Here is a 21,661-nt window from a genome sequence, read left to right on the forward strand (position 1 = left end):
TGAACGGCGTTTCTGTAACGTATTTTATGCTTCTGTCGGCGGGTTCGGCGCGTTTTTGCCGGGGCGGTGCGAGATACGCGCCATGTCACTCGCCGCCGAAGCCAGAGCGGCCGTGGACGCGCGCCCGTTCCTCCGGGACGCTCTCCGGGCGGGCGTCGTGAACTACCGCGCGGCCGCCGACTTTCTCGACGTGGGCGACGCGGACGCCGTCGCGGCCGCCCTCCGACGGTATCGAGAGGATCTCCCCGCGTACGACACCGAGAGCCGGGACGTCCGCGTGACGATGCACCGCGGCGTCGGCGTCGTCGACGACGCCTCGGACGCCATCGTGGCCGTCGGTGGCGTCGGCGTCGTTCCGGACGCCGGATCGCGGACGGCCGTCGTCGCCGTCGGCGACGTGGACGCCCGGTCGCTCTCGACCGCGCTCGGCCGACTCGTCGCCGACGGCGTCGACGTCGACGCGGCGGGCGTCGCCGCGGATTCGCTGGCCGTCGTCGTCGGCCGCCGCGGCGGGGCGACGGCGCTCAGGGCCGTCGAGAACGCCCTCGACGCGGTGCCGACGTGACCCGGTCCGACGGCTTCGACCGCACGGAGCCGTGCGACCGCCTTGGGAGACGGTTACAACCGTCCTATCGAACGTACAACTACTAAAGGCTCGACGCGGAAGGGGTGGACGATGACGCTGTCCGTGACCAACACCCTGACGGGCGAACGCGAGGAGTTCGAGCCAGCCGGCGACGAAGTCTTGCTCTACGTCTGTGGGTTGACGGTCTCGGACGACGCCCACCTCGGTCACGCGCGGGTGTGGACGCACGCCGACGTGATGCATCGGTGGCTCGACCACCTCGGCTACGACGTCCGCCACGTCGAGAACTTCACCGACGTCAACGAGAAGATCGTCGCCCGCGTCGGCGAGGACGGCCTCGGCGACGCCGAACTCGAGGTGGCCGAACGGTTCGTGTCGTCGGTCATCGAGGACATGCGAGGGCTGAACCTCCGTCGGGCGGAGGTCTACCCCCGCGTCTCGGAACACGTCCCCGAGATCATCTCGCTTGTCGAGACGCTGCTCGAGAAGGGGTACGCCTACGAATCGGCGGGTTCGGTCTACTTCGACGTGACGTCGTTCGAGGACTACGGCAAGCTCTCGAACCAGCGCGTCGACGAGATGGAAGCCCAGGGCGACCCCGCAGAGCGCTCGGAGAAACGCCACCCGGCGGACTTCGCGCTCTGGAAGGCCGACGGCGTCTCGCCCGCGGACATCGCCCAGCACCGGACGGACGGCCGGCCGGTCGGCGAGGACGTCCCTTCGGGCGAGACGTGGGAGTCGCCGTGGGGAGAGGGCCGACCGGGGTGGCACGTCGAGTGTTCCGCGATGAGCATGACCCACCTCGACGACACCATCGACGTCCACGTCGGCGGCCACGACCTGGTCTTCCCGCACCACGAGAACGAAATCGCCCAGAGCGAGGCCGCCACCGGCCAGCGGTTCGCGCGCTACTGGCTCCACACTGGTCTGTTGGAGACGGCGGGCGAGAAGATGAGTTCGAGCCTCGGCAACTACTTCTACGTCGCCGACGCCCTCGACGAATTCGGCCCGAACGTCGTGCGGACGTTCTACCTCGGGACGGGGTACGGATCGAAACAGACGTTCAGCGAGGCGGCGATGCGCGAGGCCGAAGAGCGCTGGGAGCGTCTCGAACGCGCCTACGAAACGGCGACGGACGCCTGCGACAGCGTCGACGCCCGGACGAAAGTCGAGGACGCGTCGCTCCGGGGAGCGGTCGAGGCGACGCGGGCGGAGTTCACCGCCGCGATGAACGACGACTTCAACGTCCGCGAGGCGACGGCGGCGCTGCTCGAACTCGCGTCGGCGATCAACCGCCACGTCGACGACGCCGACGCGTACGACTACCGCGGCCTGCGCCGCGCGATCGAGACGTTCGAGGAACTCGGCGGCGACGTCTTCGGTCTCGCGTTCGGCGGCCGCGAACGGGAGGGTGCGGTCCGCCTGGCGGAGGATCTGGTCGAACTCGTCCTCGACGTTCGCGAGACCGAACGCGAGGCGGGCAACTACGAACGCGCGGACGAACTCCGGGACGAACTCGAAGCCCTCGGCGTCGACGTCGAGGACAGCGCCGACGGGCCGACCTACCGGTTCTAGTCCACCGTCGCCGGAGCGGGGCGAGCGAGCCGGACGGCCATCACCAAACACGTCTACGTCGGCACCAAGCCGTGCTTCTACAACGGCGGGGAATGCCCGTTCGACCGGGTACCCGAGATCTGCGAAGCCACGTACTGGGCGCACGCCTCGAAGTGTCCCTTAGCAGTCACCCGTTTCCCGTTCGTCGAAGTGCTTGTAAACAGTACGTTGGCGGAAATATTTATTATTCAGTAAGGGTGTAGTGGCTATGGCTGTGTCTTGTTCGCCGCGATGGGTCGGGTCACTGGTAGCGATATTTGGTGTGATAACAACCGGCATTCATCACTTTTTGTTATTCTGGTATCCACAGTCTTTCATCGGCACAGAATCCGCACGCGTCGCGTATCTCGATTCTTGGTTCCCTCTCGTGAGTACGGTTGGTTTCGGCCTTCGTTTTCTCCTGATTCCGTTGTTGGCGGCCATCGGTGGGTTCTATCTCGTCTACATCTGTAAGGAACCGATACAGCGAGTCACCGGATGGTTTCTCGTTGCAGGCTTCGTTTTCGGGGTGGGCATACTCTCGCTCGATTGGATAGTAGCAGAACCGTCCTTTCCAATGTCCTTGAGTGCCGCCACGCAGTATGGTAGTTTACTGGTTATCTCAATCGCAATGCCTGCATTGATTGGCGCCACCATCGGGTACATTTCTGACGAGAGCCCCCGCTCGTTCTTTACCTAATCCATCAGAACCGACCGATACGCACTCCTACTGAGCAGGTGTTTCATTCCGAACCGTGTCTGGAAAAGAGGGCTTCAACAGAGACAGTAACTCTTCCTGTCTGATTCGGTAGATTCCGGGGAGTGACGAACTGCCTCCATAGATGATTTTCTGAAGTAATAACACGGGGAAGAGTAACGGCAACTGAACGGGTTCGGGATGTCCGACGCCATCCCCGATTCCTTTTCTGAAACCGCACGACTGCGCAGTACCGTATCCGTCATGGAATCAAATGTTTCCGGCAAAACAGGGTGGAGAGACCTACTCAAATGTCTCCAGCAGAGGCTACCTTGAGAGCAATATTCGAGTCCGAGCGCCGCTAACAACGGTTAACGATCATTAACGAGGCGAAGCCGAAGTTAAGCCGGTGGAGGGATTTGAACCCTCGGCCTATTCCTTACGAAGGAATCGCTCTGCCAGCTGAGCTACACCGGCGGGGTGTGCATTGTCCCGTACTTCGATTACTCCAATAAGGCTTCCGAAACCCGGTGGGACGACTCACCGCGACAGCCGAACGTCGAGGCAGACGTTCAGTTCGTGTGGGGCGTACGACCGCACGACGCGTTCGGTTTCGACCGTCACGTCGTAGCCGTCGGCGGCGTCGCGGACGGCGCGTTCGCCGGGACCGAACGGGTCGTCCTCGTGTTGGATGTCGTAGTAGTGGAGGACGCAGTCGTCGCCGGCGAGGGTCACGGCCGAGTCGAGGAAGTCGTCGGCGCTGTGCGGGAGGTTCATCACGACGCGGTCGGCCCAGCCCTCGTACTCCGGGGCGACCTCGCGGACGTCGCCGTGGACGGCGGTCACGTTCTCCTCGACGCCGTTCCGGCGGGCGTTCTCGCGGAGATACTCGACGGCCGCTTCGTTCAGGTCGACGCCGACGGCGTCGGCACCGCGAGCGGCGAACGGGACGACGAAGGGGCCGACGCCCGCGAACATATCGAAGGCGTGGTCGCCGGGTTCGGCCTGTTCGGTGACGCGGCGGCGTTCGGTCGCCAGCCGCGGCGAGAAGTAGACGGTCGAAATGTCGAGCAGATACTCGAAGCCGTACTCGCGGTGGACCGTCTCGGTGCCGTCGCCGGCGAGGACGTCCCAGTCGCGCACTCGGAGTTCGCCTTTCACCTTCGAGGCGCGGTTGACGACGGTGTCGACGGGCAGGTCGGAGGCCATCACCGCGTCGGCGATGTCGGCGGCGCGGTCCGGGTCGTTCTCGTCGAGGATGACGATGTCGCCGAGGCGTTCGTAGGAGGGTTCGAAGCCGAGGACGTCGGCGGGCGTCCGCTGGCGGGTCCGCGTGGGCACGTCGCGGGTGACCACCTCGAACTCCCCTGGCACGGCATCGGGATCCGTGACCGGGACGAAGACGGACTCCTCGTCGGCGACGATGTCGTACTCCTCGTCGACGAGGTTCGCGGCCGCGAGGGCCTGTCGCGTCTCCTCGCCCTCGTCCCGGGGCGCACGAACGCAGGGTCGTTCCATGGTCGACTCTCGCCGTCGCGGGGAGTAAGGGTGACGTTTCGACGCCGGCGGTGACGCTCGACGGCGACGACCGGCATCGACGGACGTCGGCGGCGTCGACGCCCCGTCGGCTACGACCGGTCGGGGGACGGGCGATCCTCGCGTCGAGGCCCCCGTTGCCGTGGTCGACCGCCGCCCGAACCGCCTCGATCGCCTCGTCGGGGCCGACGACGGTGCCGCGTTCCCGCAACGCTGCGTGCGTCCGGGCGGCGGCCTCACCGGCGTGGTTGCGGGCGGCGAACGGGCGGCCCTCGACGACGACGAGCGAGTCGGCGGCGAGCGCCGCCTCCAGGTTCGGGAGGTTCCCCGATCCGACGACCACGTCGGCGACGAGGACGGCGTCGGCGGCGCGCACCCGTTCGTCGACGGCGGCGCGGGCTTCGTCGTCCACGGGCGCGTACGGCGGGACGGTGACGGCGTCGCAGTCGAGGCGGTCGGCCACCGACGCGTCGGTGTCGCCCTCGTTCACCGCGCCGACGGACACCTCGTAGCCGGCCGCGTCGAGGGCGTAGAGATAGCGGGCGGCGGCCCCACCGCCGCCGACGACGTGGACGTGCCCCGTCGCCGCCGCGGCGTCGGGGAGGGCCACCACCTCGGTCGACCCCGTGACGGGGTTCTCGGCGACGGCGGCGGACGTGTCGAAGGCGCGTTCGACGTTCGATTCGGAGAGCACCGTTTCGGGGGAGCCGTCGGCGCGGACGGTGCCGTCGTAGAGGAGACGGAGTTCGTCGCAGTAGCGCGCCGCCAGGTCGAGTTCGTGGATGGCGGCGACGACGGTGCGCCCCTCGTCGGCGAGTTCGCGGACGAGTTCGAGCGTCCGGATCTGGTGGTTGACGTCGAGGTTCGAGGTGGGTTCGTCGAGGAGGAGCACGGGCGTCTCCTGTGCGAGCGCGCGCGCCAGGAAGACTCGCTGGCGCTCGCCGCCGCTCACGTCTGTGATCGAGCGGTCGGCGAACTGCGTCACGTCGGTTCGCTCCATCGCGCGCTCGACCGCGTCGCGGTCCGCGGGCGTCGTCCCCTCGAACCGGTCGACGTGTGGCATCCGTCCCATCTCGACCGTCTCGCGCACGTCGAACGCAAAGGAGAGCGACGGCGACTGGGGCACCGTCGCCACCAGTCGGCTCGCCGCCTTCGAGGAGAGGTCGTGGATGCGTTCGCCCTCGATCAGGACGGTGCCGGCGTCGGGCGTGAGGACGCCGTTGAGCGATCGTATGAGCGTCGTCTTGCCGGCCCCGTTCGGGCCGACGAGACCGACGAACTGGCCGCGCTCGACGCTCGTGGTCACGTCGTCGAGGATGCTGACGCCGCCGAGCGAGACGGAGAGATTCGAGACGTCGACGGCGGGGGTCACAGCGCGTGCACCTCCCGCTTCCGGAGCAGGTAGAGAAAGAAGGGCGCGCCGACGGCGGCGGTGACGATACCGACGGGGAGTTCGGCGGGCCCCGACCGGGCCACGGTGTCGGTGGCGACGAGGAAGGACGCGCCGGCGAGCGCGCTCGTCGGCAGGAGCACGCGGTGGTCGGGGCCGACGAGCAGGCGCATCACGTGCGGGACGACGAGGCCGACGAAGCCGATGACGCCGGAGACGGCGACGGCGGCGGCGGTGACGAGACTCGCGAGGACGAGCAACACGCGTTTCGTCCGCTCGACGTCGACGCCGAGGGCGTGGGCGTCCTCCTCGCCGAGGAGGAGGACGTTCAGGTCACGGGCGAACAGGTGGAGGAGGAGGACGCCCGGGAGGGCGACGACGAACGCGGCCTGCGCTTTCGGCCACGTGCTGTTGTGGAGGTGGCCCATCAGCCAGTAGACGGCCTCGTTCATCTGCCGGCCGGCGTAGACGAGCAGGTAGGAGATAACGGCACCGAGGAACGTCTGGACGGCGACGCCCGCCAGCAGGAGCGTCGCCACGGGCGTCCGGCCGCCCTCGGTCGCGATGAGATAGACCCCGAAGGCGGCGACGAGCGCGCCGGCGAACGCCGCGGCCGGCCGGCCGAAGGGGACGGAGATTCCGGTGACGATGACGGCGACTGCGCCCGTCGCCGCCCCCGCGGAGACGCCGACGATGGAGGGGTCGGCCATGGGGTTGCGGAAGAAGCCCTGCATCACCGTCCCCGCCGCCGCGAGGGCGAAGCCGACGACTGCTCCGAGGACGATCCGCGGCATCCGGATCTGGAGGACGATGGTCCGGGCGGTGTCGGGAGCGGTGGTAGAGAGCCACGGCAACGGCGAGAGCGCGACGCTGGCGACGGTCCGGAGCGGAATCGACACCGGGCCGATGGTCGCGCTCACCAGGGCGACGGCGACGAGTAGCACCGCCAAGCCGACCAGCCACGCGCCCGTTTCCAGCCTGTGTAACGCCATTGTCGAAACCCCCTTGCAGTAGGTAAATACTTGTTGCATACGTCGATGGGCATCACCACCGCGACCGGCGTTCCAAAATCGTATTACGGCTGGGCGCGGGTGGGTTCGTATGGTTGAGAACGTCATCTGGCCCGCGTACATCGACGCGTCGTTGACGCGTGCCGAGGGCCGTCGCGTCCCCGAGGAGGACGCCGTCGAGGACCCGACGGTCGACGAGATCGCCGAGGCGGTCAGACAGGTGGGGTACGACGCCGTCATCGAGCGCGACGTCACCTATCCGCGCGAGAACGAACCCCGCGGGCGCGTTCTCGTGAAGGGCGCGGAGGACGCGACGAAAAACGACCTCGTCCAGGCCGTCGCCGCCTTCGTGGCGCTGCTTCGCGACTGATGCGCCGACTCGGCACCGTCGACCGGACGGCACAGGGCCTCGCCATCGTCCGGTCCGACGACGACTCCCCGCATCGGCACCGAAGCGGTCGACGAGTCGCTCTCGACGGTCGGCCGCGTCGTCGACGTGTTCGGCCCCGTCGAGCGGCCGTATCTCGCCGTCTCGCCCACCGACGGCGTCCGGCCGGCCGACCTCGTCGGCGAGCGCCTCTACGCACGGTGAAAACGACGTCGGGACGCGGCGTCCCGACGCGCGGCGAGTCGCAACCCCCAAATCACTCCTCTCCCAACGGCCGGCCATGGACCTCCGCGTCGTTCGTGGCGTCGCCTTCGCCGCCCTCGTCTTCTTTCTGGTGCAGGTCGGGGCGCTCTCGCTCGTCGAACCGTTCCAGTCGGCTGGCTACCAGGCCGTCGAGGATCCCTCGGATCCGACGAACAGCCTCGTCTACCTCGGCGCGATTCTCGTGGCGACGGGGTTCATGCTCGCCGCGTTCAAATACGACTTCGACCGGGCGGTGAAAGGCGTCGTCCTCCTGTCGAGCGCGCTCGTCTCGTGGTACGTCTTCGGCGTCGTCGTCCCGCCCGTCGTCACCTACGGATCGCTGAACGTCCTCGCCGCGGCGTTCGCTCTCGCCGTCGCCGGTGCGCTCCTCGTCTACCCAGAGTGGTACGTCGTCGACACCGCCGGCGTCGTCATGGGCGCGGGGGCCGCCGGCCTGTTCGGCATCAGTTTCGGCCTCCTGCCGGCCGTCGTCTTGCTCTCGGCGCTCGCCGTCTACGACGCCGTCAGCGTCTACGGCACCGAACACATGCTCGACCTCGCCGAGGGCGTCATGGACCTGCGCGTTCCCGTCATTCTCGTCATCCCGCTCTCGTGGTCGTACTCGCTGCTCGAAGACGACTTCTCGGGCGCGAGCGGCGTCCACGATGAGGGTGACGGTGGGACGGAGACGACGGATTCGGCGACGACGGATTCGGCGACGGGACCGCCGGAGACGTCCGACGGGGGCGACGCGGCGGCCGAATCCGAGGCCGAATCCCCCGTCTCGGAGCGCGACGCCTTTTTCATCGGCCTCGGCGACGCCGTCATGCCGTCGGTGATGATCGCGAGCGCCGCCTTCTTCTCGCCGGCGGCGTCGCTGGGCGTCTCGTGGCTCCCGGCGCTGAACCTCCCCGCGCTGACCTCCATGGTCGGCACCTTCCTCGGCCTCGGCGTCCTGCTCTGGGCCGTCATGAAGGGCCGTGCACACGCCGGCCTGCCGCTTCTCAACGGCGGCGCGATCGCGGGCTATCTCGTCGGTGCCGTCGTCTCCGGCGTCCCCCTCGTCCGGGCGCTCGGACTGGCACCCTACCTCTAATCCCCCGCGCCCTTCCGGACTTTCACCGCCATCCCGGCGTCGAAATCGAGCATCGCGTCCGCCGCGAGCTCCGCCCGTCCCACGCCGAGGACGTCGCCGTTCTCGTGGACGACGGCCACCTCGTCGTCCGGCCGGACCGCCTCGTCCACGTCGCGGACGAACTTGGCGAAGACGTTCTTACCGTCGCGGACGAACGGTTCGCTCTCCGACCCCACGACGACGCGGTTTCGCGGCGCGTCCGCGGCGGCGACGAGGCGTCGGCCGCCGGCCAGTCCGAGGGTGAATCGGCCGTCCGTCGCGTAGGTCACGATTCGCTCCTCCGCGGCGTGGATCTGCCGCGGGCGACCGCTCGTCGACCGCGAGATCGAAAGCGGCGTCCCCGGCGGAAAGAGCGCCTCGCCCGCGTCCGCTCCGAACTGGTAGTCCGCGACCGTCCGCAGGTCGGCCAGGTCGGATTCGTCGCTGCTCATGTCCCGCCTTCTCCCTCCTCGTTCAAATCCCTTCCTCCTCGGCCACCGACGCCGGCGAACGGAAAGACCTACCACGGAGAGCGGCCTCGGTTCGACCATGACCGGGAACGTTCGACTGGCGGCGGCCGGCGTCTGTCTGTTGCTCGTGAGCGGGGCCGCCTTCGCATCGCTCGGCGTCGGGGCCGCTCTCCCGACGGCGCTCCTCGGTCTCGCGTCCCTCGGGGCCGTCGGGGCCGCCGTTCGCTTCGGCGGGAGCGCCCCCGCCAGTACGCGCTGAACACCAGTTTTATGTGACGACTCGGCGGCCCTACAGCCATGGCCGTCATCGAATCTCTCCGCACTGCCGTCGACGCGCTCTCTCGGAACCGCGTCCTCTTTCTCGCCGGACTGGGCTACGGACTCCTGCTCCTCCCCCAGAACGCCCTCCGGTTGGCCCGGGTTCCGCTCGCGCCGACCGCGGTGAGCGCCCTCTCCTTTTTCCTGACGCCGTTCGTCGTCGCCGGTCTCCTCGGGATGGCCGACGAGTCCATCGACGGCGACACCTCGCTCTCGACGATGGTGTCGGTCGGACGCGACCGGTACGTCCCGCTCCTCCTCGGCAACCTCGTCCGGTTCGGCATCCACGTCGTCTTCGCCGTCGTGGCGATCGTCGTCCTCGTCGCGTTGCTGTTCACCACCGGGTTCGCGTCCGCCGTCGCCACCGGCGGCTTCACACCCGGTGCCGTCGGTGCCGCCGTCCTCCTGCCCGCCGTCGCCGTCCTCGCGCTTCTCGCCCTGCTTTTCTTGCTGGTCACGCTGTTCATCCAGTTCTACGACGTCGCCATCGTCGTCGACGAGGTGGGCGCTACCGACGGCTTCGTTCGGAGCGTCGGCTTCGTGCGCGACAACTTCCTCGGGACCGTCGGCTACTCGATCGTGAACCTGACCGTCGCCATCGTCGTCAATCTCCCCGTGGCGGGCTACGTGGCCCTGCGGTCCGTGAGCGAGTCGGGAACGTCGGCCGGCGCGTCAGTCCCGACCGACGTCGCGCAACTCGGGCCGGGGGCGTTCGGTGGCGGCCCTCGCCGTTCTCGACGCCGGAGATCGTCGGACTCGCGGTGGCATCGCTGCTGACGTCGGCGCTGTTGCTCGCGTTCAGAGGGACTTACGCGACGGCGTTCTACCGTCGGGAGAACGCGTCCGTCGAGGAGCGGGTCCTCGACGAAGCCTGAGCAGGAACGTCTCGGGGCGTTCGGACAGGTCGAGGAAAGTGTCGGCGGCGTCGACGAGCTCCTCCGAGGTGGACTCCTCGAACGCCATCACCTCGACGCGGACGCCCTCGTGGCGGAGATGCGAGCAGAGACGAGAGAAGTCACCGTCGCCCGTACAGAGGACGACCACGTCGACGTGGTTCGCGAGAGTGACGGCGTCGAGGCTCATCCCCACGTCCCAGTCGGCCTTCTTCGTGCCGTCGCCGAACGTCTTGATGGCCTTGATCTTCGTCTCGAAGCCGATGTCCTCCAGGGCCTCGAAGAAACTCTCCTCCTCGGGGAGTCCGCCCGGATGACGTACGCGATGGCGCGGACCAGTTCCCGGTTCGAGACCCCTTTCTCCAGCAGCGCCGAGTAGTCGATATTCCGAGAGTAGATGCTCTGAGCGGTGTGATAGAGGTTCTGCGCGTCGGCCAACATCGCCACGCGCTGGTTCGGATGTATATCGGTCACGCGTCGCCGTACGAACGGTGGTGATTAATTACTTGCCCCGGCGTCAGCGCCGCCGCTACGCCCGGCGAGCGAGTCAGGGTCGGCGGGCCACGGATATATGGCACCGGCGGACGACGTTCGAGTATGTACGACCGTATCCTCTTCCCGACCGACGGAAGCGACGTCGCGGATCCGGTGTTCGACTACGCGCTCGACGTGGCCGACGCACACGACGCCGAGATTCACGTCCTCCACGTCGCGGATACGACACAGGACAGCGTGACGGTCGTCGGCGGCGACGTCGTCGACGTCCTGGTGACGGAAGGCGAACGCATCGTCGCGGAGACGGCCGAGCGGGCGACCGAGCGCGGCCTCCCCGTCACCACCGAAGTCCTCCAGGGCCACCCGTCCGACGGCATCGTCGACTACGCCCGGAACTACGATATCGACCTCGTCGTCATGCCGACCCACGGGCGGGAGGGCCTCAAACGCGTGCTCCTCGGGAGCGTCACCGAACGCGTCGTCAACGACGCCCCCGTCCCCGTCCTCACGGTCAACCCCGACGCGGAGGCGTCCCCGTACCCCGCCGCGAACGTTCTCGTGCCGACGGACGGCAGTCGCGGCGCGAACCTGGCGCTCGACGAGGGCATCGGCGTCGTCGACGCGACGGACGCGACGCTGCACATCCTCCACGTCGTCGAGACGGGTGGCCTCGGCATCGACGTTCGCTCGGCCGTGGCGGAGGATCGACTCGCGGAGCGCGCCGACGAAGTCGTCGCCGACGCGGCCGACGCCGCCGCGTCGGCGTCGGTCGACGCCGTCACCGAGATCGCACACGGGGGAGCCTACCGAAAGATCCTGGAGTACGTCGAGGAGAACGATATCGACCTCGTCGTCGTCGGGACTCACGGCCGGACCGGCTTCGACCGCTACCTCCTCGGGAGCGTCACGTCGAAACTCGTCCGAACGTCGCCGGTGCCGGTGTTGCTGGTGCGGGCTTCGACGGACGACTCGTCGGCGTGAGGCGGTCGAGACCGGACTCCTGGGGTAGGCGGCTGGTTTTTGGACGTGGTACGTGACCTTCGGCACGAACGCTCACCGAGGAGAGACCGCGCCGGACTTCGAACTGCCGGGCACGGACGGAGACGGGGAGTTCGAGCTGTATCGACTGTCGGACCGCGGCGACGCGGGCGCGACGGTGCTGGTGTTCTACCCGTTCGATTTCAGCCCGGTCTGTACAACGGAGCTCTGTCGGTTCCGCGACGCCGAGTGGCTCACGATGACTCCCGACGTCGACGTGTGGGCGATCTCGCGCGACGGCGGATACGCCCACCAGCGGTTCGTCGAGACGTACGACCTCTCGTTTCCGCTCTTGAGCGACGTCGAGGGCCGAGCGGTCGACCGATACGACGTCCGATACGACGAGTTCGAACGCCACGGGGGCGTCGCGAAGCGCGCCGTGTACGTCGTTGACGCGGACAGAACGATCCGCTACGCCTGGGACACCGAGGACCCCTACGACGACCCCGACGTGAGCGAACTGGCCGAGGTGATCGAGTCGCTGCCGAGGGTGTCGATAGACGGGGCCGACGATTAGGGCGACGCCGGGACGCGGGCCGAACGCGATGCCGGTGGCTCGACGATCGATGCGCAAAATATAAGCGGCTCTCGTCCGACCGTTCGGACGTGACACCATCCACCGTCGCTTGCGGCACGCACCGGTCGGGAGCGACGCGTGGACAGTCCGCTCTTCTGAAAAAACGCGCCCGGTGACGCTCGTGGCGGGAGTGGCGACCCCGTCTCGGGCGACCTCCGAGGGCGCGTAGCCGACGACTACACCCACCGAACACGACAGACATGACACTCACCGAACTCCGCGGGGTCTACCCCGCGATGACGACCCCGTTCCACGAGGACGGCAGCATCGATTTCGAAACGCTCCGGACCGACGCCCAGCGACTCGAGGCCGCGGGGGTCGACGGGCTGGTCCCCGTCGGCTCGACCGGCGAAAGCGCCACCCTCTCGCACGACGAACACATCGAGGTCGTCGAGGCGGTCATCGACGCCACCGACGTGCCGGTCATCGCCGGCTCCGGGTCGAACAACACCCGCGAGGCGCTCTCGCTCTCGCGTCGCTCCGCCGACGCCGGTGCCGACGCGCTGCTTCTCATCTCGCCGTACTACAACAAGCCCGAACCCGAGGGGATGTACGAACATTACCGCACCATCGCGGACGAGGTGGACGTCCCGCAGATCGTCTACAACGTCCCCAGCCGAACCGGCCGGAACATCGAGGTGGAGACGACGGCTGAACTCGCCTCGCATCCCAACATCCTCGGCTACAAGGCCGCCAGCGGCGACCTGAATCAGATTTCGGAAGTCGTCGAGCGAACGCGCGACGAGGAGTTCTACGTCCTCTCGGGCGACGACGGCCTCACTCTGCCCGTCCTCTCTATCGGCGGCACGGGCACCATCAGCGTCGTCGCCAACGTCGAACCCCGGCGGACCGTCGACCTGGTCCACTCGGCGCTCGACGGCGACTTCGAACGCGCCCGCGAGGTCCACCACGAACTCGGACCGCTGACGCGGCAGTTGTTCGCGGAGACGAACCCCGTTCCCGTCAACGAGGCGATGGAGATTCGCGGCTACGCCCCCGGCCACGTCCGCCTCCCGCTGACGCGGATGCGGGAAGGGGGCGCGAAGAACTGCGGCGCATTCTCGACGACCTCGACCCCGTGGGGGACCAGCCGTGACGCGCCTCGCGGTCACGGGTGCCGGCGGGCATATGGGTCGCGAGGTCCTCGAAGCCGCGGCCCCCGCGACGACGTCGACGTCGTCCTCGCGGTGAACCGCCCGCCCATCGAGGAGGTCGCGGGCTACGACGTCGAGGACGAGGCCGACCTGCCGGATCTGCTGGCCGCCCGCGACCCGGACGTCCTCGTGGACTTCACCGTCCCCGAACCGAGCGTCCGGTACGCCGAGGCGTGCGCGGAGGCGGGTGTCGCCGCCGTCGTCGGCACCACCGGCTTCGACGCCGACGAACGCGCCCGGTTGCGTGCCGCGAGCGAGTCGGTGCCGGTGCTGAAGGCGGCCAACTTCGCCCGCGGCGTGGCCGCCCTCCGGCGCGCCGTCCGCGAGGCCGTCGCCGCCCTCCCGGGCTACGACGTGGAACTCACGGAGACCCACCACAACCGCAAGCGCGACGCGCCGAGCGGCACCGCGAACACCCTCCTCGACGACGTGGAGGACGTGCGCGGGGAGACGGACCGCGTCCACGGCCGCGAAGGGGATCACCCCCGCGAGGACGGGGAGATCGGCGTCCACGCGAGACGCGCGGGCGACGTGACCGGCGAACACGAACTACTACTTGCCGGGAACAACGAGGTACTGTCGCTCACGCATCGCGCGGAGTCCCGCGGCGTCTTCGCGGCGGGGTCGCTCGATGCGGCAGCATGGCTGGCCGGCCGCGACGCCGGCTGGTACGACTTCGGAGACGTGCTGACGATGACGCTTGAAACCGACATACTCGACCTGTGGTACCGATACGACGAAGGCGACGTCGACGCCGAGAGCGCGGGGATCGACGAACTCGACACCCTCGACGCGTTTCTCGACGCGCTCGAAGCCGGCGAGGTGAGAGCCGCCGAGAAGCGCGGCGGCGAGTGGCAGGCCAACGAGTGGGTCAAACAGGGCATCCTGCTCAACTTCGGCCTGCGCGAGACCCACGCTCGGACCTACGGCGACGTGGCCTACCACGACGTCCTACCGCTCCGCGAGACCGACGACCTCGGCGACCGTGGGACCCGAAACACGCCCGACGGAACGACGATCCGGCGCGGGGCCTACCTCGGTTCCGACTGCATCATGATGAGCCCCTCGTTCGTCAACGTCGGCGCGTACGTCGGCGACGGGACGCTGGTCGACTCCTGTGACACCGTCGGCTCCTGTGCACAGATCGGCGAAAACGTCAAACTCGGCGCGAACACGCTGATCGGCGGCGTCCTCGAACCCGTCGAGGACGCGCCCGTCGTCGTCGAGGACGGCGTCGCCCTCGGTGCCGGCTGTCGGGTCACTTCCGGCTTCGTCGTCGGCGAGAACAGCGTCGTCGGCGAGAACACCCTGCTCACGCCGCGCATTCCGGTGTACGATCTGGTCGAGGAGGAGGTCATCTACGGCCGCCTCCCGCCGGAGCGGCGCGCGTTCACCCGGATGGTCGAATCCTCGCTCGGCGATCACGACCTGTTCGCGGGCGGGGCGTACAAGCCCGCCGTCGTGGCGCTCGACGTCGAGGAGCAGACCCTCGACGCGACCCGCCGCGAGGAGGCGCTGCGGGAATGAGCGGCGGCGACGTGCGGCGACTCGCCGACTGGGACGCCGCCCGTCTGCACGCCCTCGCCGACGAGTACGACACGCCCCTCTACGTCGCGGACCTCGACCGAGTTCGGGAAAACGCCGATCGGCTCCTGTCGGCGTTTCCCGACGCCCACGTCAGTTACGCCGTGAAGGCTCACACCGGACGGGCCGTCCTCGAAACCGTCCGCGAGGCGGACCTGGACGCCGAATGCGCCTCGGCGGGCGAGGTGAAGCGAGCGCTCGACGCCGGGTTCGACGGCGAACAGATCCACTACACGGCCGTCAACCCGCCCGCCCAGGACCTCGATTACGTCGTCTCCCGGTGGCGGGACGAGGACGAGATGACCGTCGTCGCCGGCGCGGTGGACACCCTCACGCGCCTGCGGGAACGCGGCTTCGACGGCCGACTGGCGATTCGGGTCAATCCCGGCGTCGGCGCGGGCCACCACGAGAAGGTCCGGACCGGCGCGAACGCCAAGTTCGGCGTCCCCTACGGTCGAGTCGCCGACCTCCTCGCCGACGCCCGTGACGACTTCGACGTGGTCGGCATCCACGCCCACGCCGGGAGCGGCATCTCGGCCGACCAGCTCGAAGACCACCGCGAACTCGTCCGCCGGATGGGCGAACTGGCGCGGTCGGTCGGCCCCTCGAGTTCGTCGACGTGGGTGGCGGCTTCGGCGTCCCGTACCGCGAGGACGAGGACCCCTAAACCTCGCCGCCGTCGCCGACGCCACCCGCGAGGCTCTCGGCGACGTGGACGCCCGTCTCGCCGTCGAACCCGGGCGCTACGTCGTCGCCGACGCGGGCGTTCTGCTGACGCGGGTGAACACGGTCAAGGAAGCGAACGAGACGACCGTCGCCGGCGTCGACGCCGGTATGACGACGCTCGTCCGGCCGGCGATGTACGGCTCGTACCACGCCATCCGGAATCTGGACGCCGGGAGCCGACCGCGGCTGCCGGTGACCGTCGCCGGTCCCGTCTGCGAGAGCGGCGACGTCCTCTGTGAGGACCGGCCGCTCCCGCGTCCCGAACGGGGCGACCTGCTCGCCGTCGGCAATGCCGGGGCTTATGGCTACGAGATGGCAGTACCTACAACTCGCGGCCGCGCCCGGCGGAAGTCGCCCTCGACGGCGACGAGGCGCGCCTCGCCCGCCGGCGCGAGACGCTCGCGGAACTGACGGAGCTGAAAAATGACCACGATACCCATCGAGAAGTACCACGGCACCGGAAACGACTTCGTCGTCGTCGAGGCCGACGCCGACGTCCCCGATAGGGAGGCGTTCGCGACGGCCTACACCGACCGGGAAGACGGCGTCGGCGGCGAGCGAACGGGCGCGGACGGCGTCCTCTTTCTCGGACTCGAACCGCGAGAGAACCCCGTCCGCGTCGAGATGACGCTCGTCCAACCGGACGGCTCCGTCGCGGAGATGTGCGGCAACGGCGCGCGCGTCGCCGCCGCGTGGGCCGCCCGTCGGACGGGCGCGCGGGAGGTCGTCGTCGACACGCCGGCGGGCGAACGGCGGGCAGTCGTCCGGTCCGAGGGCGTCACCGTCGAGATGGGCATCCCCTCCTTTGCCCCCGAGGACGTGCCTCTCGCCCGCGACCGACCGCTGGTCGAGGAGGACGTCGAGGGCCTGTCCGTCACCGCGGTGAACACGGGCGTGCCCCACGCCGTCGCGTTCGTCGACGACGTCGACGCCGTGGACCTGGAATCCGTCGCGCCGCCGGTGCGCTCCGCCGACGTCTTCCCCGAGGGAGCGAACGTGACGCTCGCGGCGCGGGACGACCCCGTCGAGGCCCACGAGAGCGCCCCCTTCGCCGCGGCGGCGTTCGACCAGCGAACCTACGAACGCGGCGTCGAGGCGGAGACGCTCGCCTGCGGAACGGGGGCCGTCGCCGTCGTCGCCGCGGCCAGGCGCACGGGGCGCCTCGACACCGAGGAACCCGTCCGCGTCTCGCCGCCCGGCGGCGACCTCGTCATCGTCGTCCCCGATTCGGGGCCGGCGACGCTGACCGGCGACGTCACGAGGGAGTTCGAGGGCGAACTCGAGGTGCTGTCGGGGTGACGTTCGATCCCGTCGAGTTCCTGACCGAAGCCGTCCCCATCGCCTCCCACGAGGACGTCGGCGAGATGCGTTCGTACCTCGTGGCGACGCTCGAAGGTCACGGCGTCGACGCCGACGTCGACGACGCGGGCAACGTCGTCGCCTCGCGCGGCGAGGGTTCGCCACACGTCGTCTGCAACACCCACGTCGACACCGTCTCGCCGCACGTCCCCTACGAACGCAACGGCGACGTCGTCTTCGGCCGCGGGGCGTGCGACGCGAAGGGGCCGCTGGCGGCCCTGCTCTCCGCCTTCTTCGCCGTCGACCCCGAGAGCGGGACGGTGACGCTCGCGGTGACGCCCGACGAGGAGACGCTTTCGACGGGCGCGGCGGCCCTCGACTTGGACGGCGACATGTACGTCGTCGGCGAACCCACCGGCCTCGACGTCTGCAACGCCGCGAAGGGGCGGTTCGAGGAACGCTGACGCTCTCGGGCGTCAACGCCCACGCCGCGGAACCCGAATCCGGCGCCAACGCCGTCGACGCCGCCGCGGAGGCGCTCGTCTCCCTCCGATCGTTCGACGAGGGACGCGACCCACACCCGGAACTCGGCCCGGCGACGCTCACGCCCACCGTCGTCGACGGCGGCGAGGCGACGAATCAGGTGCCCGCCGCGTGTCGGATCACGCTCGACCGGCGGAGCGTCCCGCCGGAGACCGCCGAGGGGTTCCGCGAAGCGCTCGAGCCGCACGTTCGCGAGGCCGTCCCGGGCGACGTGGGCGTCGACTTCGCGTTGACCGACCGCCCCACGCCGTTTCTGGAGGCGTTCGACACGCCCGCCGACCACCGGCTGGTGCGAACGCTCGCCGGAGAAGCGCGGCGGGCGAGCGAGGGGTCGGGCGGCGACGTCCGCCCGTTTACCGCCGCCACGGAGGCGTCGTATTTCGCGCCCGCGCCCACCGTCGTCTTCGGCCCGGGCGTCCTCGCAGACGACGACGGGGCGGTGGCTCACGCCGACCGGGAGTACGTCCGACTCGGCGAAGTCGAGGCCGCCGCGGACGCCCTCACCGCGACGCTCGAAACCCTCGTTTAGAGGGCGGCCAGTTCGTCCCGTATCTCCGCGGCGAGTTCCTCGAAGTCCGGGTTCTCCTCTCCTTTGACCCACTTGTAGGCGACCGTTCCGTCCTCTCTGACGACGAAGACGCTCCGGTTGGCCACCTCGAAGTAGCCGTACATGTCCTCCAGAACGACGTCGTAGGCCCGGATGACCTCCCGGTCCTGATCGGCCAGCAGCGGAACGTCGATGCCGTCGCGTTGCATCCAGACGTTCTGGGCGAACGAGAGGTCGGCGCTGAGGCCGTAGACGCCGGCGTCGAGCTCCTCGAACGCGGCGAGGGAGTCAGTGAACGTACAGAGTTCGTCGGTACAACCGCTCGTGAACGCCGCCGGGACGAACGCGAGGACGACCGGGCCCTCCGCGAGCGCGTCCGAGAGCGAGAACTCCTCGATGTCGTTGTACGCCCGTCCCTGTGCCATCGGCAGACTGAATTCGGGAGCGAGTTCGCCTTCGTCGACCATACCGAATCATCGGTCGCGCGCGACATAGGTGTGGGGGACGCCGGGGACCGCACCGTCCCCTCGGTCGACTACTCACCGTTCACCCTGGCGTCGTTCCTCTCGGGTTTCAGAACAGTCAAGGGCGTGCGTGTTCCTGTCTCACGGGACATGAAGTTCGGACTGTTCGTGAATCCGCAGGCACCGGCCGGCACCGCGCCGACGGCGCTCGCCGACGACCTCCTCGCGCAGACGGAGGCCGCACGCGACGCCGGGTTCGACCTCGTGACGACCGGGCAACATTATCTCGCCGACTACGCCCAGCTCCAGTTGATGCCGCTGCTCGCCCGCATGACCGCCGTCTCGGGGTCGATGCGCGTCGGATCGGGCATCGTCCTCCTGCCGCTTCACCACCCCGTCGAGATCGCGGAGCAGCTCACGACGCTCTCGGCGCTCTGTGACGGCGTCGTCGCCGGCGTCGGTGCCGGCTACCGCGACGTCGAGTTCGAGAGCTTCGGGATTCCCAAGGAGGAGCGCGCCGGCCGTCTCGCCGAGGGCGTGGAACTGATGAACCGCCTCTGGACGGAGGAGAACGTCACCTTCGACGGTGAGTTCTACAGCGTCGACGACGTCTCCATCACGCCCCGTCCGGCGGAGAAGCCCGACGTCTGGGTGGCCGCCAACGCCCGCCGGGCCGTCGAACGCGCCGCCCGCATCGGCGACGCGTGGTTCGTGAATCCACACGCGACCGTCGCCGAAATCCGGGAACAGAAACGGCAGTACGACGCCGTCCGCGAGGAACGTGGCGAGGACACCGACGTGCCCGTCTTCCGCGAGGCGTTCGTCGCGCCCACGCGAGACGAGGCCGTCTCCGCCGCCCGCGAGCATCTCGAAGCCAAATACCAGCGCTACATCGAGTGGGGCCAGGACGAGGCGATGGAGGACCAGGAGGACCTCCACCGGTCGTTCGAGGAACTCGCGGAGGACCGCTTCGTCCTCGGCACGCCCGAGGAGGCGTGTGCGGAGATCGAGCGCTACGAGGAGGAGTTGAACGCGAGCGACGTCGTCCTGCGCGTCTGCTGGCCGGGGATGGACAACGAGCGGGCCGTCGAGTGCATCGAGCGCATCGGCGACGACGTGATCCCGCACGTCTGAGCCCGGCCTCGCGTCCACAGCGTCCACTCGCGGCCGAAGCGCAAACCCCAAACGCGCGGCCGTCGCACGGTAGGTCATGTACGAGGCGGCCTACGTCTACCCCGACGGCGACAGCACGACGGCGCGGTTCGCCCACGCCGCCGGGGCCGCCGGCTACGACGGCGTCGTCGTCCGCGCCGTCGACGGCGCGGGCCGGCGTTCCGCGGGTGGCCCGGCGTACGACGCCGTCCGCGACGCCGCCGGCGTCGACGTCGTCGACGGCGCGGAGGTGGTCGCGCCGGACCCCGAACACGCGAGCGGCGCTATCGGCAACCTCCGCCCGAAACACACGCTGTTGCTCGTCCGCGGCGGCACCGACCGCCTGAACCGCTTCGCCGTCGAACAGGAGCGCGTAGACGTCCTCGCGCGGCCGATGGCCGACGACGGGGACTTCAATCACGTCCTCGCGAAGACGGCGACGCGAAACGCCGTCCACGTCGAGTTCGACTTCGGGCCGGTGCTCCGGTCGGAGGGGGCCACCGGGTGCGAGTCCTCCAGCGCCTCCGCAAACTCCGCAAACTGGTCGAGAAGTACGACACCCCCTACGTCGTCTCCGCCACTCCGGACGTCCACCTCCGGCTGCGCGCCCCCGCGAGATGAAGGCGCTCGGGGAGCAGGTGGGCTTCACCGGCGACTGGATAGAGCAGGGACTGGAAGCGTGGGGGAACTCGCGGCCCGGAACCGACGGCGACGGTCCGAGTCGTTCATTGAGCCGGGGGTCGAACGTGGCAGATATGAAAAAGACGATTGAGGAACACGCCGAACGCTTCTCCGAAATCGCCCCCGACTACGACGCGGACCAGTCGCCGGAGTACCGCGCCTGCGCCGACCTCGTCGTCTCCCGCGCCGCGCCCGACGCCGACGACGTCGTTCTCGACCTCGGAACCGGGACGGGAGCCATCGCGCTCGCCCTCGCCGACGACGCGAAACGCGTCGTCGGACGCGACATCAGCGAGGAATGCTCGCACAGGCCCGAGAGAAGGCCGCGGAGCGCGGCCTCACGAACGTCGAGTTCGGCGAGGGGCGGTTCAGAGCGCCGAACTACGACGGCGAGGTCGACATCGTCGTCTCGAACTTCGCCATGCACCACCTCAGCGACGCGGAGAAACGCGAGGCCATCGAAACCGTCGCCGCCCTCGGCCCGCGGAGGTTCGTCCTCGGCGACGTGATGTTCTTCGAGGGCGACGCCGACGCCGACGTCTACGACCCCGAGGTGGACGATCCGGCGACGGTGGGCGTCCTCGCCGACGCCTTCACGGACGCGGGGTTCTCGCTCACGGCGGTCGACAGGGTCGGCGAGGCTGTCGGGGTGTTGACGGCCGAACGTCCGGGTGAGCGCGCGTGAAACACCTGCCGAAACACCTCCGGCCGCGGCGGCGATATCTCGCGGTCGAGCTGGAGTCGTGGCCCGACGCCGACGTCTCGCGCGGGGCGTTCCAGCGCGAACTCTGGTACGCGGCCCAGAACCTGCTCGGCGACCCGGGGAGTGCGGAGGCGGACCTGTCGGTCCTCGGGTTCGAGTTCGAGGACGGCGCGGGCGAGACGGTCGTCCGGACGCGCGTGGGCGACGTCGAACCGACGCGGGCGGCCCTCGCCTGCGTGGACGAGGTCGACGGCCATCCCCTGTGGGTGCGCGTCCGTGGCGTTTCGGGGACGATACGAAGTTGTGAAGAAAGGTATTTAGGACGCCGGGCCGGAATCATCGGCGAGAGCAACGTCGTGTTCGAGAACGGCCGTCGGACTGCGTTCGTCCGGGACGACGCCCTCGACGTGCGGACGCCGGCGGGGTTCGCGGGCGCGACGAAACTCGATTTCGAGTGATA

Annotated in this window: 16 protein-coding genes, 1 tRNA gene and 9 pseudogenes; 19 read left to right on the forward strand and 7 right to left on the reverse strand. The window is 69.0% G+C overall.

The genetic code is table 11. The annotated features are described in order from the left end of the window. Positions 1-82 precede the first annotated feature (82 nt). Both ACFQJD_RS05290 and cysS read left to right on the forward strand, forming a co-directional pair. Complete coding sequence (locus ACFQJD_RS05290; RefSeq protein WP_379796672.1) at positions 83-565, forward strand: DUF7523 family protein; 483 nt, start codon at positions 83-85, stop codon at positions 563-565. Between the two features lie 111 nt (positions 566-676). Next, positions 677-2,161, forward strand: a complete 1,485-nt coding sequence (gene cysS, locus ACFQJD_RS05295) for a cysteine--tRNA ligase (RefSeq protein ID WP_379796674.1) — start codon at positions 677-679, stop codon at positions 2,159-2,161. Between the two features lie 1,119 nt (positions 2,162-3,280). Here cysS and ACFQJD_RS05300 read toward each other — a convergent pair. From ACFQJD_RS05300 to btuC, 4 genes and pseudogenes are all read right to left on the reverse strand, one after another. Continuing rightward, positions 3,281-3,353 (reverse strand) — tRNA-Thr (locus ACFQJD_RS05300). Between the two features lie 63 nt (positions 3,354-3,416). Then, positions 3,417-4,394, reverse strand: coding sequence for a class I SAM-dependent methyltransferase (locus tag ACFQJD_RS05305; RefSeq protein ID WP_379796676.1), 978 nt, complete (start codon positions 4,392-4,394; stop codon positions 3,417-3,419). Between the two features lie 178 nt (positions 4,395-4,572). Further along, positions 4,573-5,784 (reverse strand): annotated as a pseudogene (locus ACFQJD_RS05310) (ATP-binding cassette domain-containing protein); the annotation flags it as partial. Then, positions 5,781-6,794: a vitamin B12 ABC transporter permease BtuC gene (gene btuC, locus ACFQJD_RS05315; protein ID WP_379796678.1), complete on the reverse strand. Its 1,014-nt coding sequence runs from the start codon at positions 6,792-6,794 to the stop codon at positions 5,781-5,783. The gene btuC and the pseudogene ACFQJD_RS05310, both read right to left, overlap by 4 nt. A 109-nt stretch (positions 6,795-6,903) precedes the next feature. Here btuC and srp19 point away from each other — a divergent pair, with 109 nt between their 5' ends. The 3 genes and pseudogenes from srp19 (at position 6,904) to ACFQJD_RS05330 (ending at position 8,539) form a co-directional block, all read left to right on the forward strand. Then, a complete protein-coding gene (gene srp19, locus ACFQJD_RS05320) occupies positions 6,904-7,182 on the forward strand; it encodes a signal recognition particle subunit SRP19 (RefSeq protein WP_379796680.1) in 279 nt (92 codons plus the stop codon). Beyond that, positions 7,182-7,404: pseudogene (locus ACFQJD_RS05325) on the forward strand (H/ACA ribonucleoprotein complex subunit GAR1). The gene srp19 and the pseudogene ACFQJD_RS05325 overlap by 1 nt, the downstream one beginning before the upstream one ends. A 76-nt stretch (positions 7,405-7,480) precedes the next feature. Continuing rightward, on the forward strand, positions 7,481-8,539 hold the full coding sequence (locus ACFQJD_RS05330; RefSeq protein WP_379796682.1) for a presenilin family intramembrane aspartyl protease PSH: 1,059 nt from the start codon (positions 7,481-7,483) through the stop codon (positions 8,537-8,539). Here ACFQJD_RS05330 and ACFQJD_RS05335 read toward each other — a convergent pair. Then, the gene (locus ACFQJD_RS05335; protein WP_379796685.1) at positions 8,536-9,009 is read right to left on the reverse strand and encodes a PUA domain-containing protein; all 474 of its coding nucleotides are present in this window, start codon (positions 9,007-9,009) and stop codon (positions 8,536-8,538) included. The two genes, ACFQJD_RS05330 and ACFQJD_RS05335, sit on opposite strands and share 4 nt — an antisense overlap. 97 nt (positions 9,010-9,106) lie before the next feature. Between ACFQJD_RS05335 and ACFQJD_RS05340 the strand changes: the two genes are divergently transcribed. Both ACFQJD_RS05340 and ACFQJD_RS05345 read left to right on the forward strand, forming a co-directional pair. After that, positions 9,107-9,286, forward strand: coding sequence for a hypothetical protein (locus ACFQJD_RS05340; RefSeq protein WP_379796687.1), 180 nt, complete (start codon positions 9,107-9,109; stop codon positions 9,284-9,286). A 38-nt stretch (positions 9,287-9,324) separates the two neighbouring features. After that, on the forward strand, positions 9,325-10,122 hold the full coding sequence (locus ACFQJD_RS05345; RefSeq protein ID WP_379796688.1) for a hypothetical protein: 798 nt from the start codon (positions 9,325-9,327) through the stop codon (positions 10,120-10,122). A 96-nt stretch (positions 10,123-10,218) separates the two neighbouring features. On the opposite strand, the pseudogene ACFQJD_RS05350 reads toward ACFQJD_RS05345, so the two are convergent. After that, a pseudogene (locus ACFQJD_RS05350) lies at positions 10,219-10,712 on the reverse strand (NYN domain-containing protein); the annotation flags it as partial. Positions 10,713-10,835: 123 nt separating this feature from the next. On the opposite strand from ACFQJD_RS05350, the gene ACFQJD_RS05355 reads away from it, so the two are divergent. The 8 genes and pseudogenes from ACFQJD_RS05355 to ACFQJD_RS05390 all read left to right on the forward strand — a co-directional run bounded on the left by ACFQJD_RS05355 (position 10,836) and on the right by ACFQJD_RS05390 (position 18,183). Beyond that, on the forward strand, positions 10,836-11,714 hold the full coding sequence (locus tag ACFQJD_RS05355; protein WP_379796690.1) for a universal stress protein: 879 nt from the start codon (positions 10,836-10,838) through the stop codon (positions 11,712-11,714). A 52-nt stretch (positions 11,715-11,766) separates the two neighbouring features. Further along, positions 11,767-12,288, forward strand: a complete 522-nt coding sequence (locus ACFQJD_RS05360; protein ID WP_379796693.1) for a redoxin domain-containing protein — start codon at positions 11,767-11,769, stop codon at positions 12,286-12,288. Positions 12,289-12,548: 260 nt separating this feature from the next. Next, positions 12,549-13,444: pseudogene (gene dapA, locus ACFQJD_RS05365) on the forward strand (4-hydroxy-tetrahydrodipicolinate synthase). A gap of 32 nt (positions 13,445-13,476) precedes the next feature. Beyond that, positions 13,477-14,192: pseudogene (dapB, locus tag ACFQJD_RS05370) on the forward strand (4-hydroxy-tetrahydrodipicolinate reductase); the annotation flags it as partial. Between the two features lie 3 nt (positions 14,193-14,195). Beyond that, on the forward strand, positions 14,196-15,029 hold the full coding sequence (locus ACFQJD_RS05375) for a 2,3,4,5-tetrahydropyridine-2,6-dicarboxylate N-succinyltransferase (protein ID WP_379800412.1): 834 nt from the start codon (positions 14,196-14,198) through the stop codon (positions 15,027-15,029). Then, a pseudogene (gene lysA / locus ACFQJD_RS05380) lies at positions 15,026-16,318 on the forward strand (diaminopimelate decarboxylase). The gene ACFQJD_RS05375 and the pseudogene lysA overlap by 4 nt, the downstream one beginning before the upstream one ends. Beyond that, positions 16,236-17,111: a diaminopimelate epimerase gene (dapF, locus tag ACFQJD_RS05385; RefSeq protein WP_379796695.1), complete on the forward strand. Its 876-nt coding sequence runs from the start codon at positions 16,236-16,238 to the stop codon at positions 17,109-17,111. The pseudogene lysA and the gene dapF overlap by 83 nt, the downstream one beginning before the upstream one ends. After that, positions 17,108-18,183 (forward strand): annotated as a pseudogene (locus ACFQJD_RS05390) (M20 family metallopeptidase). The gene dapF and the pseudogene ACFQJD_RS05390 overlap by 4 nt, the downstream one beginning before the upstream one ends. Here ACFQJD_RS05390 and ACFQJD_RS05395 read toward each other — a convergent pair. Then, positions 18,180-18,668, reverse strand: coding sequence for a redoxin domain-containing protein (locus ACFQJD_RS05395; RefSeq protein WP_379796697.1), 489 nt, complete (start codon positions 18,666-18,668; stop codon positions 18,180-18,182). The pseudogene ACFQJD_RS05390 and the gene ACFQJD_RS05395 sit on opposite strands and share 4 nt — an antisense overlap. A 30-nt stretch (positions 18,669-18,698) precedes the next feature. Between ACFQJD_RS05395 and ACFQJD_RS05400 the strand changes: the two genes are divergently transcribed. The 4 genes and pseudogenes from ACFQJD_RS05400 to ACFQJD_RS05415 all read left to right on the forward strand — a co-directional run bounded on the left by ACFQJD_RS05400 (position 18,699) and on the right by ACFQJD_RS05415 (position 21,659). Then, positions 18,699-19,799, forward strand: a complete 1,101-nt coding sequence (locus ACFQJD_RS05400) for an LLM class flavin-dependent oxidoreductase (RefSeq protein ID WP_379796699.1) — start codon at positions 18,699-18,701, stop codon at positions 19,797-19,799. Positions 19,800-19,875: 76 nt separating this feature from the next. Next, positions 19,876-20,589 (forward strand): annotated as a pseudogene (locus tag ACFQJD_RS05405) (RNase P subunit p30 family protein). Beyond that, positions 20,573-21,183 (forward strand): annotated as a pseudogene (locus ACFQJD_RS05410) (class I SAM-dependent methyltransferase). Before ACFQJD_RS05405 ends, ACFQJD_RS05410 begins: the two co-directional pseudogenes overlap by 17 nt. Continuing rightward, positions 21,180-21,659 (forward strand): Rpp14/Pop5 family protein, encoded by a 480-nt coding sequence (locus ACFQJD_RS05415; RefSeq protein ID WP_379796701.1) that lies wholly within the window; start codon positions 21,180-21,182, stop codon positions 21,657-21,659. Before ACFQJD_RS05410 ends, ACFQJD_RS05415 begins: the two are co-directional and overlap by 4 nt. Positions 21,660-21,661: the final 2 nt, after the last annotated feature.

This window comes from Haloplanus sp. GCM10025708, assembly GCF_042663985.1.
Lineage (GTDB): Archaea > Halobacteriota > Halobacteria > Halobacteriales > Haloferacaceae > Salinirarus > Salinirarus marinus.

What these genes read in the sequence shown, in the direction of transcription:
- ACFQJD_RS05290 (WP_379796672.1), top strand. Translation starts at nt 83, where the DNA reads ATGTCACTCGCCGCCGAAGCCAGAGCGGCCGTGGACGCGCGCCCGTTC.
- cysS (WP_379796674.1), top strand. Translation starts at nt 677, where the DNA reads ATGACGCTGTCCGTGACCAACACCCTGACGGGCGAACGCGAGGAGTTC.
- ACFQJD_RS05305 (WP_379796676.1), bottom strand. Translation starts at nt 4,394, where the DNA reads ATGGAACGACCCTGCGTTCGTGCGCCCCGGGACGAGGGCGAGGAGACG.
- btuC (WP_379796678.1), bottom strand. Translation starts at nt 6,794, where the DNA reads ATGGCGTTACACAGGCTGGAAACGGGCGCGTGGCTGGTCGGCTTGGCG.
- srp19 (WP_379796680.1), top strand. Translation starts at nt 6,904, where the DNA reads ATGGTTGAGAACGTCATCTGGCCCGCGTACATCGACGCGTCGTTGACG.
- ACFQJD_RS05330 (WP_379796682.1), top strand. Translation starts at nt 7,481, where the DNA reads ATGGACCTCCGCGTCGTTCGTGGCGTCGCCTTCGCCGCCCTCGTCTTC.
- ACFQJD_RS05335 (WP_379796685.1), bottom strand. Translation starts at nt 9,009, where the DNA reads ATGAGCAGCGACGAATCCGACCTGGCCGACCTGCGGACGGTCGCGGAC.
- ACFQJD_RS05340 (WP_379796687.1), top strand. Translation starts at nt 9,107, where the DNA reads ATGACCGGGAACGTTCGACTGGCGGCGGCCGGCGTCTGTCTGTTGCTC.
- ACFQJD_RS05345 (WP_379796688.1), top strand. Translation starts at nt 9,325, where the DNA reads ATGGCCGTCATCGAATCTCTCCGCACTGCCGTCGACGCGCTCTCTCGG.
- ACFQJD_RS05355 (WP_379796690.1), top strand. Translation starts at nt 10,836, where the DNA reads ATGTACGACCGTATCCTCTTCCCGACCGACGGAAGCGACGTCGCGGAT.
- ACFQJD_RS05375 (WP_379800412.1), top strand. Translation starts at nt 14,196, where the DNA reads ATGACGCTTGAAACCGACATACTCGACCTGTGGTACCGATACGACGAA.
- dapF (WP_379796695.1), top strand. Translation starts at nt 16,236, where the DNA reads ATGACCACGATACCCATCGAGAAGTACCACGGCACCGGAAACGACTTC.
- ACFQJD_RS05395 (WP_379796697.1), bottom strand. Translation starts at nt 18,668, where the DNA reads ATGGTCGACGAAGGCGAACTCGCTCCCGAATTCAGTCTGCCGATGGCA.